Annotated in this window: 16 protein-coding genes; 6 read left to right on the top strand and 10 right to left on the bottom strand. The window is 63.0% G+C overall.

What is annotated here, in order from left to right:
* The first annotated feature begins 4 nt into the window (after positions 1–4).
* The 4 genes from V1286_RS07510 to V1286_RS07495 are packed head-to-tail and all read left to right on the top strand — an operon-like array spanning position 5 to position 4,185.
* A complete protein-coding gene (locus tag V1286_RS07510) occupies positions 5–667 on the top strand; it encodes a hydrogenase-4 component E (protein ID WP_334489563.1) in 663 nt (220 codons plus the stop codon).
* Positions 664–2,115: a hydrogenase 4 subunit F gene (locus tag V1286_RS07505; protein WP_334478616.1), complete on the top strand. Its 1,452-nt coding sequence runs from the start codon at positions 664–666 to the stop codon at positions 2,113–2,115. Before V1286_RS07510 ends, V1286_RS07505 begins: the two co-directional genes overlap by 4 nt.
* Positions 2,116–2,127: 12 nt before the next feature.
* Entirely contained in the window at positions 2,128–3,639 is a 1,512-nt protein-coding gene (locus V1286_RS07500; RefSeq protein ID WP_334478614.1) for a hydrogenase large subunit, read from the top strand.
* Positions 3,640–3,651: 12 nt separating this feature from the next.
* Complete coding sequence (locus tag V1286_RS07495) at positions 3,652–4,185, top strand: NADH-quinone oxidoreductase subunit B family protein (protein WP_334478613.1); 534 nt, start codon at positions 3,652–3,654, stop codon at positions 4,183–4,185.
* Positions 4,186–4,190: 5 nt separating this feature from the next.
* Here the strand turns inward: V1286_RS07495 and V1286_RS07490 are convergent, their stop codons facing one another.
* Positions 4,191–4,517, bottom strand: a complete 327-nt coding sequence (locus V1286_RS07490; RefSeq protein WP_334478611.1) for a helix-turn-helix transcriptional regulator — start codon at positions 4,515–4,517, stop codon at positions 4,191–4,193.
* Between the two features lie 183 nt (positions 4,518–4,700).
* On the opposite strand from V1286_RS07490, the gene V1286_RS07485 reads away from it, so the two are divergent.
* Entirely contained in the window at positions 4,701–5,447 is a 747-nt protein-coding gene (locus tag V1286_RS07485; protein WP_334478609.1) for a class I SAM-dependent methyltransferase, read from the top strand.
* A 30-nt stretch (positions 5,448–5,477) separates the two neighbouring features.
* Here V1286_RS07485 and V1286_RS07480 read toward each other — a convergent pair whose 3' ends face one another.
* The 8 genes from V1286_RS07480 to V1286_RS07445 form a co-directional block, all read right to left on the bottom strand.
* On the bottom strand, positions 5,478–5,981 hold the full coding sequence (locus V1286_RS07480) for an SRPBCC family protein (protein WP_057854007.1): 504 nt from the start codon (positions 5,979–5,981) through the stop codon (positions 5,478–5,480).
* Positions 5,956–6,306, bottom strand: a complete 351-nt coding sequence (locus V1286_RS07475) for an ArsR/SmtB family transcription factor (RefSeq protein WP_417021115.1) — start codon at positions 6,304–6,306, stop codon at positions 5,956–5,958. The genes V1286_RS07480 and V1286_RS07475 overlap by 26 nt, the downstream gene beginning before the upstream one ends.
* 185 nt (positions 6,307–6,491) lie before the next feature.
* Positions 6,492–7,697 carry a mannonate dehydratase gene (uxuA, locus tag V1286_RS07470; protein ID WP_334489561.1) on the bottom strand — a complete coding sequence of 402 codons (1,206 nt, stop codon included), beginning with the start codon at positions 7,695–7,697 and terminating at the stop codon, positions 6,492–6,494.
* A 31-nt stretch (positions 7,698–7,728) separates the two neighbouring features.
* Positions 7,729–8,775, bottom strand: coding sequence for an L-idonate 5-dehydrogenase (locus V1286_RS07465; RefSeq protein WP_334478603.1), 1,047 nt, complete (start codon positions 8,773–8,775; stop codon positions 7,729–7,731).
* Positions 8,772–10,178: a TRAP transporter large permease gene (locus V1286_RS07460; protein ID WP_334478601.1), complete on the bottom strand. Its 1,407-nt coding sequence runs from the start codon at positions 10,176–10,178 to the stop codon at positions 8,772–8,774. The genes V1286_RS07465 and V1286_RS07460 overlap by 4 nt, the downstream gene beginning before the upstream one ends.
* Positions 10,179–10,182: 4 nt before the next feature.
* On the bottom strand, positions 10,183–10,761 hold the full coding sequence (locus V1286_RS07455) for a TRAP transporter small permease (protein WP_334478599.1): 579 nt from the start codon (positions 10,759–10,761) through the stop codon (positions 10,183–10,185).
* 81 nt (positions 10,762–10,842) lie between these two features.
* Positions 10,843–11,817, bottom strand: a complete 975-nt coding sequence (locus tag V1286_RS07450; protein ID WP_334478598.1) for a sialic acid TRAP transporter substrate-binding protein SiaP — start codon at positions 11,815–11,817, stop codon at positions 10,843–10,845.
* A 92-nt stretch (positions 11,818–11,909) separates the two neighbouring features.
* A complete protein-coding gene (locus tag V1286_RS07445; RefSeq protein ID WP_334478596.1) occupies positions 11,910–12,647 on the bottom strand; it encodes a FadR/GntR family transcriptional regulator in 738 nt (245 codons plus the stop codon).
* Between the two features lie 121 nt (positions 12,648–12,768).
* On the opposite strand from V1286_RS07445, the gene V1286_RS07440 reads away from it, so the two are divergent.
* Positions 12,769–14,289, top strand: a complete 1,521-nt coding sequence (locus tag V1286_RS07440; RefSeq protein ID WP_334478594.1) for a mannitol dehydrogenase family protein — start codon at positions 12,769–12,771, stop codon at positions 14,287–14,289.
* A 48-nt stretch (positions 14,290–14,337) separates the two neighbouring features.
* On the opposite strand, the gene V1286_RS07435 is transcribed toward V1286_RS07440, so the two are convergent.
* The gene (locus V1286_RS07435) at positions 14,338–15,189 is read right to left on the bottom strand and encodes an alpha/beta hydrolase (protein ID WP_334478592.1); all 852 of its coding nucleotides are present in this window, start codon (positions 15,187–15,189) and stop codon (positions 14,338–14,340) included.
* Positions 15,190–15,223: the final 34 nt, after the last annotated feature.

Genomic DNA, 15,223 nt, shown 5'->3' with positions numbered 1-15,223 from the left:
GCAGATGCATAGCCTCGCCTTCGACGTTTCGCACACGCTGGCCGGTGGCCTGGTGCTGATCAGCCTGATGATGCTGTATCAGGACCGTCTCTATTCGCTGCTCAACGTATTCGCGCTCCACGCCCTGGTGCTGTCGCTCTCGGTCGCCTGGCAGGCTTTCATCCAGGATGCGCCCCATCTCTACGTCACCGCGGTCATCGCCCTGGTGTTCAAGGCGATCATCATTCCGGTGGCCCTGCACCGCATCGTCAAGCAGCTCGGGATTCACCGCGATATCGAATCCGCCGTCGGAATCGGCCCGACCATGCTGGCCGGGATGGGGCTGGTCGCGCTCTCGCTGGTTCTCATGTTGCGGGTGACGAGCGACGCCGACCCGCTGGCGCGCGAAGATCTTGCCTTTGCGCTGTCAGTGGTTCTGCTCGGACTTCTGGTCATGGTGACGCGCCGCAATGCGGTCAGCCAGGTCGTCGGCTTCATGTCGCTCGAAAACGGACTGGTGCTGGCCGCAACCGGCGCCAAGGGCATGCCGCTGGTGGTCGAGATCAGCGTCGCCTTCTCGATCCTGATCGCGTTCATCGTCATCGGCATCTTCCTGTTCCGAATCCGCGAGCGTTTCGATTCGGTGGACGTCTCCGCCCTCGACGACTTTCGGGGCGAACGCCGATGACCCTCTCTTTCTTCAATCCCGTCACCGCGGTCCTGCTGATCCCGATCTGCTCGGCCGCGCTGCTGGCCGCCCTGCCCGGCTACCGTGTGACGGCGCGGCTGAACGTCGTGGCGAGCCTCGCGACGTTCCTGTCTGCGCTCTCGCTGTTCGTGATCGCGCGGCCTACCCCCGGGCCGTACGTGCTGATCGACGATCTGAACATCGTCTTCATCGTGCTCAATACCTTCGTGGGATTCACCACCAGCATCTTCAGCGCGAGCTATATCGCGCACGAACTAGATACCGGCCGGCTGACACCGGTGTATCTGCGGTTCTATCATGCCATGTACCAGACCATGATGTTCGGTATGAATCTCGCTTTCGTATCGAACAATATCGGTTTGATGTGGGTTGCCGTCGAACTCGCGACGCTGACGACGGTGCTGATGGTCGGAATCTATCGTACCCACGCCGCGCTGGAAGCGGCCTGGAAATATTTCATCCTGGGCAGCGTCGGAATTGCGCTCGCCTTGTTCGGCACCATCCTGGTCTACATGGCGGCGCGTCCGGTGATGGGCGAAGGCCAGGACGGCATGGTCTGGACGATGCTGGTCGAGCGCGCGGCGAATTTCGACGCGGCCCTGCTCAACGTCGCGTTCGTATTCCTGTTTCTCGGTTACGGCACCAAGGTTGGCCTCGCGCCGCTGCATGCCTGGTTGCCCGACGCGCATGCCGAAGGTCCGACGCCGATATCGGCGGTGTTGTCGGGCCTCTTGCTGAACGTCGCGCTCTATGCGCTGCTGCGCTTCAAGATATTGCTCGCGGCCAACCCCGCTTCGATCGCCCCCGGTCCCCTGATGGTGACGATGGGCCTGGTCTCGCTGATCTTCGCCGCCTTCATGTTGTACCGGCGGCGCGACATCAAACGCCTGTTCGCCTATTCCTCGATCGAACACATGGGCATCATCGTGTTTGCGTTCGGCATGGGCGGTCCGCTCGCCAATTTTGCCGGGCTGCTGCACATGGTGATGCATAGCCTGACCAAGTCGGCGATCTTCTACGCCGTCGGACATATTTCGCAAATCAAGGGTACCCAACGGATCTCGCGGATCCGCGGCTTGACGGTGACCCATCCGGCGCTCGGCTGGGGGCTGATGGTGGGCGTCGTCGCGATCGCAGGCCTGCCGCCGCTCGGCATCTTCATGAGCGAATTTCTCGTCGTGAGTTCGACCTTTGCGAGGCAGCCGCTGCTCGCGATCGTGCTGGTATTCGGGCTGTTGCTGGCCTTCGGCGCCTTGATGTTGCGCCTGACCAGCGTCGCCTTCGGCGAGCCGCGCGGCAGCACGGCGTCGGCTGAGGCTTCCTACATTCCGATGTTCGCTCATCTCGCACTGGTCTTGGGCGCGGGAGTCTATCTTCCCGCTCCGCTGGTGGTCTGGTTTCAGCATGTGGCCCAATTGCTCGGATAGGAACGACGTGACATGCCATCACTGATCGATTTGACGCTGGAAGGCCGCAAGGTTGGGCAACGCCGCCCGTGGCCGCGCGTTGTAGTCGATGCTTCCGTCTGGACATTCGCCGCGGCCGAACTGGCGCATGGTCGCTGGAGCCTGCTCGGCCTGTGGGGCGAACCCGCAACGGTTCACATGGCGATCATGGACGGACAGACCGCGGAGATCGCGGTTGTCAGCCTGGATTGCCCCAACCGGTCCTTTCCTTCCGTCGGCAGACATCACCCGCCAGCACGGCGGCTGGAGCGCGCCATCAACGATCTGTTCGGATTGTCCGCCGAAGGCTCGCCCGATGCGCGACCCTGGCTCGATCACAATCGCTGGGGCGTGCGCTTTCCATTGGGCGATCGCATCGACGCGTTGCCGAAGGCGGCGCCTTACCGTTTCCTCGCCGCAGAAGGCGACGGCCTGCACCAGATCGCGGTCGGCCCGGTGCATGCGGGCATCATCGAGCCCGGACATTTCCGCTTTACCGCGAGCGGCGAAACCGTGGTCCGGCTGGAGCAACGGCTCGGATATGTCCACAAGGGCATCGACGGGCTGATGACCGGCGCCAGCCTGGCGCGCGGTGTTCAACTCGCCGCCCGCACGTCGGGCGACAGCACCGTGGCCTACGCCTACGCGTTTTCGCGCGCGGCCGAAGCAGCCCTCGACCTCGTCATACCTGACCGGGCCGTGTTCCTGCGCGCGCTGCTGGCAGAACTCGAGCGGCTCGCCAACCATCTCGGCGACATCGGCGCGATCTGCAACGATGCCTCCTTTGCATTGATGCACGCGCATTGTGGCGTGCTGCGCGAGAGCGTGCTGCGCGCCGCCGGCGCGGCCTTCGGCCATCGCCTGATGCGCGACGTCATCGTGCCCGGCGGTGTCAGCCGCGACATCGGCGCCGACGGCGTGCAAGCCATCCGGGCCGCGCTGGACAATATCCGGCTGCGCTTTCCGGCTCTGGTCGAACTCTATGACAACACCGCTTCGCTGCAGGATCGTACCGTCGATACCGGAACACTCAAGCCGCCGCTGGCCCGGCAATATGCGGCCGGCGGCTATGTCGGCCGCGCCTCGGGCCGCACGTTCGACGCGCGCCGGACGCTGGCCTATCCGCCCTACGACAGCCTGCGTTTCGACGTGCCTGTTCTCGACGAGGGCGACGTCAACGCGCGGGTCTGGATCAGGGTACGCGAAGTCGAGCAAAGTCTGTCGCTGATCGACCAGATCCTGAGCCGGCTTCCCCAAGGCCCGACACGCACGGAAGTCCCGCTTGGCGGAGAGGTGCGCGAGAGCATGGCGATCGTGGAGGGATTCCGCGGCGACGTCCTGGTCTGGCTGCGCCTGCGCAATGGCCTGATCGAACGATGCCACATGCGCGACCCGTCCTGGTTTCAATGGCCGCTGCTGGAAGCCGTGATCGAGAACAACATCGTCGCCGACTTTCCGCTCTGCAACAAGTCGTTCAACTGTTCCTATTCAGGGCACGATCTGTAAGGAAGCCACGCGATGCGCAAGCTGCTCTTCGAAAGTGTGTTTCGCCAGCCGCTCACCGAGCGGGCGCCTTTGCCCGATGACGCCGCCGTGGCGGAGCTCGCCACCGCGCTCGGGCAGGCCGCGCGGCGGCGGCTCGGCCGGAGCCTGTCGATCCGCGAGGTCGATGCCGGCTCCTGCAACGGATGCGAACTGGAAATTCACGCGCTCAACAACGCCTATTACGACATCGAGCGGTTCGGCCTGCGGTTTGTCGCCTCGCCGCGTCATGCCGACGTCCTGATGGTGACGGGACCGGTGACGAAAAACATGCGCGAGGCGCTGGAGCGCACCTATCACGCGACGCCGAACCCGAAATGGGTCGTCGCGGTCGGAGATTGCGCACGGAACGGCGGATGTTTTGCCGGCAGCTACGCGGTCGTTGGCGGCGTTTCCGCCGTCATCCCGGTCGACCTGCACATTCCCGGCTGCCCGCCTGCCCCCACAGCCATGCTGCAAGGATTGCTGGCGCTGCTCGAACGCGCGGACGCGGGCGCGGTTACGTTGTGAGGACGCTATCGAACCCGCTCCAGCACCCTCTTCGGTTGGCGGGCGGTCTTGCTCTTTGTCTTGGGGGTTGTCTTGGGATTTGTGACATGTTCGCGAAGACGCACCCCTCGCCCGCCTGTCGCGCTTGCGGCACCCGGATTGATCAGCTCGATCCCGGCGCTCTCGAGCGCGGAAACCAGCTTCATCAGCGAATCGACGTTGGCGCGGATCACGCCATCGCTGGCTTCCATGCGCTGGATGGTCGGCACCGAAAGATCGGCCAGCTCGGCCATTTGCCGCTGATCGATGCTCAGAAGCGCCCGCGCGGCCCTGAGTTGATTGGCGGTAATCATGGGGGCGGTTCTCCGTTCCGAAGCTAATATATTTATCCCATCTAAATTACCGTCTCAAGCATCAACTTAGAGGTTCAGTATATCAACAAGAAGGTGCGGATGGCGTCTCTGCGCGATTGGCATCCGATTCATGACATGATAAACGATGTATCAAACATCCTATTTAATGCGTGGTGACGTCAGGTGCGGCTGCTGGGGCGCTATCAGGGCAGGAACGGCGCAATCGAGATCCTCGAATGCTCCGCGGATGGAACGCGGATCTATTTCGAGGAGGGCGTCAGGCAGAGTCAGGCGACGCCCGACGGCGAGAGCGTCTTCAGCTACGTCAAGCTCATGGACGAGCTTTTGCATCGCGCGACGAACATCCTGGTGTTGGGATGCGGCGGCGGGAATCTCGCCACCCGGCTGGCGCGTCTTGGAAAAGAGCTGACGATCGTCGACAATAATCCGATCAGCTTCATGATCGCTCAGCGCTATTTCGGGCTGCCGGACGGATTGCCGCTGATCGTGTCCGATTTCCGGAAATTCATCCTCGATGACGATCTGCTCTACGATGGAATCGCCATCGATGTCGGAGGTCCGGATTTTTGCTTTGACGATGAATTCGACGTCGAGACCTGCGACGCCATCCGCGCGCGGTTGACGCCCGGCGGCCGCATCGTCATGAACGTGCTGGTCGCGAACGACATCGACCCGGTGCCCGATCGCATCGCCGCGCGGCTCGCCGGCGACCGACTGGCAACGTGGATTATCGACGAGCAGGGCGTCCAGGATCGAAATGCAATCATTGCATGCGTGCCGGAGAAGCAGTTGAACGCGCGCCCGGCGCTTGCCGAGGTGATGCAAAACAGCCTCGAGCGCTGGTCGATCCGGCGAAGCAGGTTGCGCGGTCGCAGCCTCGGCGCGATGTATTCCACCGCTGACAGGTAACCAGCCGCGCCGAGAAACGCTCGCTTCAGTTTAAGTAGCGTTACTGCGTTCGACGTGCTGCGCCAGTTTCTCGAGGGTCTGATAACCGAACTCGACCGCGCCGAATCCGATTCCCGCGTCGCGCTGAGCCTTCGTCGGATGCAATTGCCGCAAAGTGATGACGGTCTTGCCGTCGCTCTGCTCATCGAACGTGATGGTGGTGCGGAATATGCCAGGATCGTTGTCTTTGTCGGCGCCATGATCGATCTCGATCAGGTGCGGCCTCTCGATGCGCCGGAATTGCATCCGGTTCGTATATCGCTTGCCGTCGGGAGCGATCATATCGAACCGCCATTCGCCGTTGACGCGAATATCCATTGACTTTGTCTCGACCCTAAAACCGGCAGGACCAAACCATTGGGGGAGATGGCGCGGATCAACCCAGGCGGAGAACACCAACTCCCGTGGCGCGTTGATCACGCGCGAGAGGACGATCTCTCTATCGAGCGCCCAAGTGGACAGGGGCGTTTCATTTTGACTTGCGTTTGCGGGCATTGGACTTTTCCTCTTTCTTCAGTTTCTCAACGTACATTCCCAGTCGATCCAGTCGTTGCTCCCAAATCTCCCTTTGGGCCGCCAACCAAACCTCGACGGCTGCGAGAGCTTCCGTCTGCAATGCGCACATCCTGACGCGACCGGTCTTCTCGGACGCAACGAGGCCGCTGCTCTCTAGAATGCGGATGTGTTTCATCAGGCTCGGCAGCGCCATTTCGAACGGCTTCGCCAGCTCTCCGACGGATGCCTCGCCATCACATAGTCGCATGACGATCGCACGACGGGTCGCGTCGGACAGGGCGCCGAAAACGTGGTCGAGTTGCATTGATTGGTTAGCCATAAAGCTAACTATAGCGGAGACACAAACGTGTGTCAAGGAAAGTTAGCCATACGGCTAACTAATAGATGGTGAGCACAGCGTCGTCGATCGAGTTCGCCAACTCGACGCAGCAAATTCAGTCGCTTTCGGAGCGAAGCGGACGTGGGGGTAAGCCTTCTGCAGAACCGAATTTATGAGTTCACAGCCAAGCCGGCGTGTTCGATGGCGCGGATGGCGCCGCGCAGTTCAGCGAGCCCGCGCAGCCGGCCGATCGCGGTATAGCCGGGATTGGTGCGTTTGGTTTCCGCGAGATCGTCGAGCATGCGATGACCGTGATCCGGCCGGAACACAATCTGATCGTTCGATGAACGCTTGCGGTTCTCGGTGAGCAACGCCTTGAGCACCGCGATCATATCGACGTCGCCGTCGAGATGATCGGACTCGAAAAACGACAGGCCGTCGCCTTCCCGCTTGGTCGCGCGCAGATGGGCAAAGCCGATCCGCGGCGCAAAGCGCTTCGCCATCGCGGGCAGATCGTTTTCCGCGCGCACACCAAGCGAGCCGGTGCAGAAGCAGATACCGTTGGCCTTCGACGGCACCGCATCGAACAGCGCCTGATAATCCTCGGCCGAGGATGCAATGCGCGGCAGGCCGAACAGCGGCCGCGGCGGATCATCCGGATGCAGCGTCAGCGTCACCCCAAGCTGCTCGGCGACCGGCGTCACGCGCGCGAGGAATTCGCTGAGGTGCCGGCGCAGCACCGCGGAATCGATGCCGCGATACTGCTGCAAGCGGTCGCGGAATTGCGGGATCGTCAGCGGATCGGTGGTGGAGCCCGGCAGCGCACTGGCAATGTTGGTGACGAGGACGTCGATATCGGCCTGCGTCATCCGCGAATACACTTCCTCGGCGCGACGCCGCGCGGCCTCGGAATATTCGAGCGGCGCCTCGGGGCGCTCCAGGATATGCAGATCGAACGCCGCGAACCGTTCATGGTCGAAGCGCATCGCCTTGGCGCCGTTCGGCAGTTCCCATTCGAGATCGGTGCGGCACCAGTCCACGACGGGCATGAAATTGTAGCAGATGGTCTTGATGCCGGCAGAAGCCACCGCCTCGAGGCTCGCGATCCAGGCCTCGATCGAGCCGGTCGCCTTCCCGCCGCGCCGCTTGACGTCATCGGGGATCGGAATCGATTCCACCACCGACCATGTCAACGGCGCTCGGCCGGGCTGCGAGTTCTCGATCAGGTTCTTGCGCTCTTCGACCGCCGCGCGCGTCCAGGCCTCGCCGATCGGCACCTGATGCAGCGCCGTCACCACGTCGGTCGCGCCGGCCTGGCGGATATCGTCGAGCGACACTGGATCATTGGGCCCGTACCACCGCCATCCCTGCAGCATCATGGGCGATCTCCTGAAGCGAAAATTGCAATCACGCCGTCAGCACGACCTTGACGCTTTGCGAACGGTCGAGCGCTAGCCGAACCGCGTCGGGTGCCACCGAAAGCGGGCGCTCCGCCGTCACCAGCGAAAGCACGTCGACGCTGCCATCGGCGATCAGCTCGACCGCGGTGAAGAATTCCATCCCGAAGCGGAACGAGCCGCGGAGGTCGATCTCCTTGGCCATCACCGCATTCGCCGGCACTGGAATCTGTCCGCCCGGCAGGTTACCGACCTGAACCACGACGCCGCCGCGTCTGACGGCGCCGATGGCGCTGGCAAGGCCCGCGGCCGTTCCCGAAACTTCAAACGCGACATCGAACGGACGCGTCGCGGCTTCCGCCTTCAGCGCCTCCTCGCCGCTGGAGATATCGACGACATGGTTGGCGCCAAGCCTTGTCGCGAAGGCCAGCGGCGCCGCCGCGATGTCGACGACGGTGGCCTCCGCGATCCCTGCGCGCTGCGCCGCCAGCATGGTCAAAAGACCGATGGGGCCAGCGCCGAACAGTACCGCGCGCTTACCCGTAACGTCGCCAGCGCGGGCGACCGCATGCAGGCACACCGCCAGCGGTTCGGCGAGCGCCGCCGCCTGATACGTCACGTGATCTGGAATCTTGACGCATTGCGCCGGGACCGCGTCGAAGTACGACGCAAAGCCGCCCTGCATATGCGGGGTCTTCGAGGCCGACCCCATGAAGAAGATGTTCTCGCAGAGATTGGGCCGGTTCTCGCGGCAAGGCTTGCAATGGCCGCACCAGCGCGACGGATTGAGGGCGACGCGGTCGCCGACCTTCACATCGGGAACGGAGCCCGCGATCTCGACCACCTCGCCCGCGATCTCGTGGCCGAGCACCAGCGGCGAGGTCACGACGAAATCGCCGGTGCGGGCATGGCGGTAGTAATGCATGTCGGAGCCGCAAATGCCGCCGGCGCCGAAACGAATCCGCACCATGCCGGACGCCAGGGGATCGAGCGGCCGCTCGACCATGCGCAGATCTTCCGGGCCGAACAGCGTTGCGGCCAAAGCCATCGATGTCATCTTGAGAGTCCCATATATTTCGGTAGCCAGAGCGTCAGCTCCGGGATGTAGGTGATGGCAACAAGCGCCAGCAAGAGCGGCACCAGCCACGGCAGGATCGCCATGGTCGTGCGCTCGACGGATAGCTTCGCCACGCGCGCAAGCACGAACAGCACCATGCCGAGCGGCGGATGTAGCAAGCCGATCATCAGGTTCAGCGTCATGATCAGGCCGAAATGAATGGGATCGATGCCCAGTTTCAGAACGATCGGCAGCAGGATCGGAACCAGAATGGTGATCGCGGCAATGGTGTCGATGAAGCAGCCGACGAACAGGATCAGGATGTTGGCCAGCAGCAGGAACACCCATTTGTTCTGGGTGATCCCGAGCATCGCATCCGTCAGCGTCTGCGCCGCCTGCGACACGGTCAGCAGCCAGGCGAAGATCGAGGCCGCCGTCACGATGAACAGCACCGACGCCGTGGTCTCGATAGTGTCGAAAGTCGCTTTCGCCACCGTTTGCAGCGTCATCGAGCGATAACGCACCAGCCCGAGGAACAGCGACCAGATTACGGCAGCCACTGCGGCTTCGGTCGGCGTGAACCAGCCGAGCGTCATGCCGCCGATCAGGATGACGGGGGCCATCAGCGCCATCACGGCGGAGAAATCGAAGTACCAGTCGAGCGCCAGCAGCGCCACGAGGCCGAGCCCGACCGCCATATTCACCGACATCCCGCCGACGACCAAGAGCCAGACCACCAGCGGGAATGCCAGGACGATGAAGATTTCGAGGGCGGCCGAACCGATCTGCGGCCATGAGAACGGGGTATCGCTGCCCCAGCCGTTCTTGTGGGCGAAATAGGCCACCGTCGCCATCATGGCCAACGTCATGACGACGCCGGGAATCACGCCGCCGAGGAACAGCGCGCCGATCGAGACGTTCGCCATCATGCCGTAGATCACGAACGGCAATGACGGCGGGATGATCGGCCCGAGCGTGGCGGACGCCGCGGTGACGCCGACGGCGAACTCGGTCGAGTAGCCGTGGTCCTTCATCGCCTTGATCTCGATGGTGCCGAGGCCAGCGGCATCCGCGATCGCGGTACCGGACATGCCGGAGAAGATCACCGAGCCCACGATATTGACGTGGCCGAGACCGCCGCGCATCCAGCCCACCAGCGCGACCGCGAATTTGTAGATGCGGCCTGTCACGCCCGCGATGTTCATGAGATTGCCGGCCAGAATGAAGAACGGCACGGCCAGCAGCGGAAAGCTTTCGACGCCCGCGATCATGCGCTGCGCCAGCGTCACGTCCGGCGTGATGCCGGTGACGAGAATGTACACCAGCGACGACACCGCCATGGCGAGCGCGACCGGCAGGCCGACCAGCATCAGCAGCAGAAATCCCCCAAGCAGCAGCAGCATCGCCCTAGCCTTCCGTTCCGTCGAAGGCGCCCGGGCGCTCCAGGATCGAGTAGCCGCGCCGCCAGTTTTCGACTGCGATCTGGATCGAGCGCGCAAACATCAGCACGAAGCCGAGCAGCACGGCGTAATACACAAAACCCTTTTGAAACTTGATCGTGGTCATCCGCTCGTCGCCGATGATCTGGATGAACTGCCAGACCAGCTTGATCGCATAGCCGAAGAACGCGATGCGGATCAGGTCGATGACGGTCGATAGCGCGCGCGCCGGAAGATGCGGCAAATAGCGGAACAGCAGATCGACCTGGATGTGCCGCGACAGCCGCACGCACATCGCCGAGCCGATGAACACCACGCCGATCAGGCAGTAGGTCGCGATTTCCTCGGTCCAGGCATAGCTGTCGTTGAGGACATAGCGGGTGAAGAACTGCAGGAAGACCGACAGCGCCATGATCCAGAAGATCACCAGCGCCAGCCAGTCCTCGGGCGCATATCCGCTGAGATCGGCGCCCTTGGGGACCTCGTCCTCAAAGGTGTGGGCGATCTCGTCCGCCGTGATCTGCTTGTGCACTTCAACCGTCGACATGCGCCCTCCCCGAACTGGCGTTTGAAAAGCCACCGCCGTGCCTGCCGTGAGATCGCGGCAGACACGGACGAAGGCCAGCAGTTACTTCACCGCCTGGATGCGCTCCCAGTCCGCCTTGCGGTAGTCGAAGCTCTCGAAGCTGACGGTCTTGAGGACGGTGTCGCGGAACTCAGACTTGTTGACCTCGGTCACCGTCAGGCCCTTCTGCTTGAAGAAATCGACCAGCTTGGCTTCGTTGGTCTTGATCTCGGCGGTCGCCTTCGCGGCCGCTTCCTGCGCGACGTCGGTGAAGATCTTGCGGTCTTCCTCGGACAACTTTTTCCAGAGCGCGCCGGAGACCACGGTGTTGAGATGATCGACGATGTGGCCGGTCAGCACGATATGCTTCTGCACCTCGTAGAACTTCTTCGCTTCGATCGTGGTGAGCGGATTTTCCTGGGCTTCCACGGTGCCGTTCTGCAGGGCGAGATAGACCTCGGCAAACGCGATCGGTGCGGTATTGGCGCCGCAGGCGCGCGGCATCGCGAGATAGGCCGGCACGTCAGGCACGCGAATCTTGAGGCCCTTCATGTCGGCGCAGGTCTTGATCGGCTTGTTCGACGAGGTGTGACGCACACCGTAGTAAGTCACCGCCACGATGCGATGGCCGGTCTTGTCCTCGTAGCCCTTGGTAAGCTCCTTGAAGACGTCGCTCTTGGTATAGGCCAGCAGATGGTCGGCATCGCGGAAGGTGTAGGGATAGTAGGTCACGCCGATCGGCGGAAAGCTCTTGGCCGCAAAGCTCGAGCCGGAAATGATCATGTCGACCGAGCCCAGCGAAAGCCCCTGGTTGATGTCGGTCTCCTTGCCGAGCTGAGAGGCCGGATAGACGTCGATCTGGTAACGCCCGCTGGTGCGCTTGTTGATTTCGCCGGCTGCCCAGACGGAAGCGGTGTGGAACGGCTCGGAAGTCTCGTAAACATGCGCCCATTTGAGTTTGGTCTGCGCCATGCCCGATGTGGTTGCGGCCAACAGCGCAGCGGACGCCGCGAATGCAATCGTCAATTTCTTCAACACGTGAATTCCTCCCTTGCTACAATTTGTTTTTGTTACTCAACCGGTGCGGCATTTCGCCGAACCGTTCGAATTCTTAGTCTTTCCCTGATCGTTCAGCCGCTACTTGCGCGAACGCGGGAGGCGGACGAGGCTTCGGCTCCGAAATTTTGCGCAAAGCGCGCTTGCGAACGCGCCAAGTGCTCGCGCATCGTCACGCGCGCCGCGTCGGCATCATGCGCGGCAATGGCATCGCGGATCGCCCGGTGCTCGGCCAGCGCCGCATTCCAGGATTCCGGATTCTCGAAATAGTGGGCGAGCTTGGCGAAGTAGGGATTGAGCCGCTGGTCGAACAACTCGCCGACGACACGAACCAGCACGGCGTTGTCGAGACATCCGGCTACAGCGACATGAAACGCGCGGTCATGGATCATCGAGGCCTCGCCCGGATGCTGCACCTTGGCCATCGCATCCAGCGAAGCGTCGATGCGCGCGATGTCTTCGGGTGTCGCCACCCGCGCGGCCTGTTCGGCGATGGCGCCTTCAAGGAATTCGCGGGCGCGTAAGAGTTCGAACGGGCCTTCGATCTCGGCCGCCGCCGGCAAGGGCGGCGCGAGCGCCGCCGGTTCACTGACATAAATTCCGGAGCCGACGCGAATTCGGACCCGGCCCTCGACTTCCAGGGCGATCAGGGCTTCGCGCACCGTCGGCCGCGACACTTTCAACTGTTCGGCAAGATCGCGCTCGGTCGGAAGTCGGCTGCCCACGCGGTATTCGCCGCTGTCGATCAAGGCGCGGAGCTGATCGGCAACCTGGCGATAAAGACGTCGCGCTTCCACGGCTTCGAGCGGCACGCTCGGCTCTCCCTGACGATCCCTTAAGTGATCGATTTTTCTTGCTTTGATCGGGCCAAGGCCAATAAATCGGCAATATTGGCCTTACCAATTGACCAAAGATTGATAGATCGTGCCGCCCATGTCAAGCGAAACGCCGAAAGATCACGTTTACGGCCCGAAAGTCGGCGATTTGCGCCTGTCCAACGCCAGCCTCGACACACTTCCCGGCCATATCGGGCGACCGGCCTATGACCGCTCGCGCGTCACGCCGGGCATCGTCCATCTCGGAATCGGCGCGTTCCACCGGGCACACCAGGCGGTGGTGATCGACGAACTCCTTGCAGGTGGCGCGACGGACTGGGGAATCGTCGGGGCCAGCTTGCGCAGTCCGGAAACGCGCGATGCCCTCGCCCCGCAGGATTGCCTCTACACCCTCGCCGTTCGCTCCGGCGCGGGCACCGATCACCGGATCATCGGCTCGGTCCTCGCATGCGAAGTCGCCAAGGAGAGACCCACCCCTCTGATCGCGCGCCTCGCTCACCCGGCCACGCGCATCGTCTCGCTGACGGTCACCGAGAAGGGCTACTGCCACACGCCGCAAACCGGCGACCTCGACGAAAATCATCCCGACATCGTTCATGACCTGCAAAATCCGGGCACGCCGCGCTCGGCCATCGGATTCCTGGTGGCCGCGCTGGCGCGCCGGCGGATTGCGGGTGCCGCCCCCTTCACCGTTCTATCGTGCGACAATCTCTCCGCCAACGGCCATACGGTGGGGCGGATCGTGACGCAGTTCGCCGCCTTGCGGTCGCGCAACCTCGCCAGATGGATTGAGACCGAGGTTGCCTTCCCGTCGACAATGGTGGACCGGATCGTGCCGGAGACCACCGACCTCGACCGATCAGAGGTTTCCTCGGCGCTCGGCATGACCGACGCGTGGCCGGTGGTAACGGAGCCGTTCACGCAATGGATCGTTGAAGATCGCTTTCCAGCCGGACGGCCGGATTTCGCGGCCGCAGGCGTGCAAATGGTCTCGGATGTGACGCCGTTCGAGCACATGAAACTGCGGCTGCTAAATGCCAGTCACTCGGCGCTGGCCTATCTCGGCTATCTCGCCGGCCATGAGACCATCGCCGCGGCCATGACCGACCATCGCTTCGCGGCCTTTGCCCAGCGGGTAATGCAGGATGCGGCGCCAACGCTGACGATGCCCGAAGGTACCGACCTTACCGCCTACAGCGCGTCACTGCTGCACCGCTTCTCCAATGCCGCCCTGCATCACCGTACCTGGCAGATCGCGATGGACGGCTCGCAGAAACTGCCGCAGCGGCTGCTCGCCACCATGCAGGACCGGTTGCGGCTGGGCCTTTCGATCGACACGCATGCGCTCGCGGTAGCGGGCTGGATGCGCTACGTCACAGCAAAGGACGAACAGGGACGCGCCATCGACGTGCGCGATCCGCTTGCCAGGGAGCTGGCCGATATCGCCGAGCGCGCCGGCCCGTTCGCGGAGCGCCTCGCTCCCGCGCTGCTGGAGGTGAACTCCATTTTCGGCAACCTCGGCAGCGATCCTCGCGTGCGCAACGCCGTCACCGAGGCGCTCTCAAAACTCTATGCCCTGGGTGCACGACAGACGGTGCAGACGTTTCAGCCAACATGACTGGTAGGTCAGAACCACCTGGTGGCAAGGCCACCTCGCGACCGCCGTTCATTTCGGAAATTCAGCAGGCCACGGAGACAACAACGTCCTGGTGAGTTGGTGATCGGGATCGGCGAGCCCGTCGATGACATCGAAATGATGCCGGCCGGGTTCTTCGATCATGCAGGTTCTCGCGCCGAGCCCGGTCCAGATGTTGGCGAGGAGCGCGTTCTGGCGGACGAATTCCGGGCGCTCGGCGCTGCCCACCCAGCACGTCACGCGTGCATTCTGCATCGGCTCCAGCAATGCGGGGCTTTCCACCAGCGCCTCGGCCTCGTCGATCCGGAGGTCCGTATTCATGGCGGCCTTCATCAGCGGACGAAGGTCATGAACGCCGGAAATGGAAACCGTGTGGCTGATGCGCGCCCGGACATCGTCCGGGAGCGGCGACGTCGCCGAAATCATGCGTGTCACCAGATGCCCGCCGGCGGAATGCCCGGTCAGAAAAAGCGGGCCCTCGACCATCGCGGCGGCGCGCTCGACGGCCGCGGCAATTTCGCGCGTGATTTCGGAGATGCGCACAGTCGGGCACAGCGTGTAGGAAGGCATCGCCACCGCATAGCCGCTTTCAACCGATCCGCGCGCGAGATGCGACCAAAAGCTCTTGTCGAGCGCCTTCCAGAATCCGCCATGGACGAAGACGACCAGGCCGTTTGGCCGGCCTTCCGGTCCAAAGAGATCGAAGCGGTTTCGTTCGCGCTCGCCATAGCTGATATCGAGCGTCGCGCGGCCGCTGCCCTGGAGTGCATCGCGATAGGCCTGCGCGGGCTGCACCCACGCGGCCGGCCAGCGTTCGCCGCCCGGAATGTTCGGAGCATTCGCATAGGCGTCGTTCCAGTCGGAAATCTGATGAAAAATCACGCGGTTCGGTTTCCATTCGATCTTGTGGGCCGGC

Source organism: Bradyrhizobium algeriense (genome assembly GCF_036924595.1).
In the GTDB taxonomy this organism is placed as follows: Bacteria; Pseudomonadota; Alphaproteobacteria; order Rhizobiales; family Xanthobacteraceae; genus Bradyrhizobium; species Bradyrhizobium algeriense.
This window is presented reverse-complemented; position numbering and strand designations above follow the sequence as displayed.

What these genes read in the sequence shown, in the direction of transcription:
- V1286_RS07455 (WP_334478599.1), bottom strand. Translation starts at nt 10,761, where the DNA reads ATGTCGACGGTTGAAGTGCACAAGCAGATCACGGCGGACGAGATCGCC.
- V1286_RS07480 (WP_057854007.1), bottom strand. Translation starts at nt 5,981, where the DNA reads ATGCCCGCAAACGCAAGTCAAAATGAAACGCCCCTGTCCACTTGGGCG.
- V1286_RS07490 (WP_334478611.1), bottom strand. Translation starts at nt 4,517, where the DNA reads ATGATTACCGCCAATCAACTCAGGGCCGCGCGGGCGCTTCTGAGCATC.
- V1286_RS07510 (WP_334489563.1), top strand. Translation starts at nt 5, where the DNA reads ATGCATAGCCTCGCCTTCGACGTTTCGCACACGCTGGCCGGTGGCCTG.
- V1286_RS07475 (WP_417021115.1), bottom strand. Translation starts at nt 6,306, where the DNA reads ATGCAACTCGACCACGTTTTCGGCGCCCTGTCCGACGCGACCCGTCGT.
- uxuA (WP_334489561.1), bottom strand. Translation starts at nt 7,697, where the DNA reads ATGCTGCAGGGATGGCGGTGGTACGGGCCCAATGATCCAGTGTCGCTC.
- V1286_RS07505 (WP_334478616.1), top strand. Translation starts at nt 664, where the DNA reads ATGACCCTCTCTTTCTTCAATCCCGTCACCGCGGTCCTGCTGATCCCG.
- V1286_RS07465 (WP_334478603.1), bottom strand. Translation starts at nt 8,775, where the DNA reads ATGACATCGATGGCTTTGGCCGCAACGCTGTTCGGCCCGGAAGATCTG.
- V1286_RS07500 (WP_334478614.1), top strand. Translation starts at nt 2,128, where the DNA reads ATGCCATCACTGATCGATTTGACGCTGGAAGGCCGCAAGGTTGGGCAA.
- V1286_RS07440 (WP_334478594.1), top strand. Translation starts at nt 12,769, where the DNA reads ATGTCAAGCGAAACGCCGAAAGATCACGTTTACGGCCCGAAAGTCGGC.
- V1286_RS07495 (WP_334478613.1), top strand. Translation starts at nt 3,652, where the DNA reads ATGCGCAAGCTGCTCTTCGAAAGTGTGTTTCGCCAGCCGCTCACCGAG.
- V1286_RS07460 (WP_334478601.1), bottom strand. Translation starts at nt 10,178, where the DNA reads ATGCTGCTGCTGCTTGGGGGATTTCTGCTGCTGATGCTGGTCGGCCTG.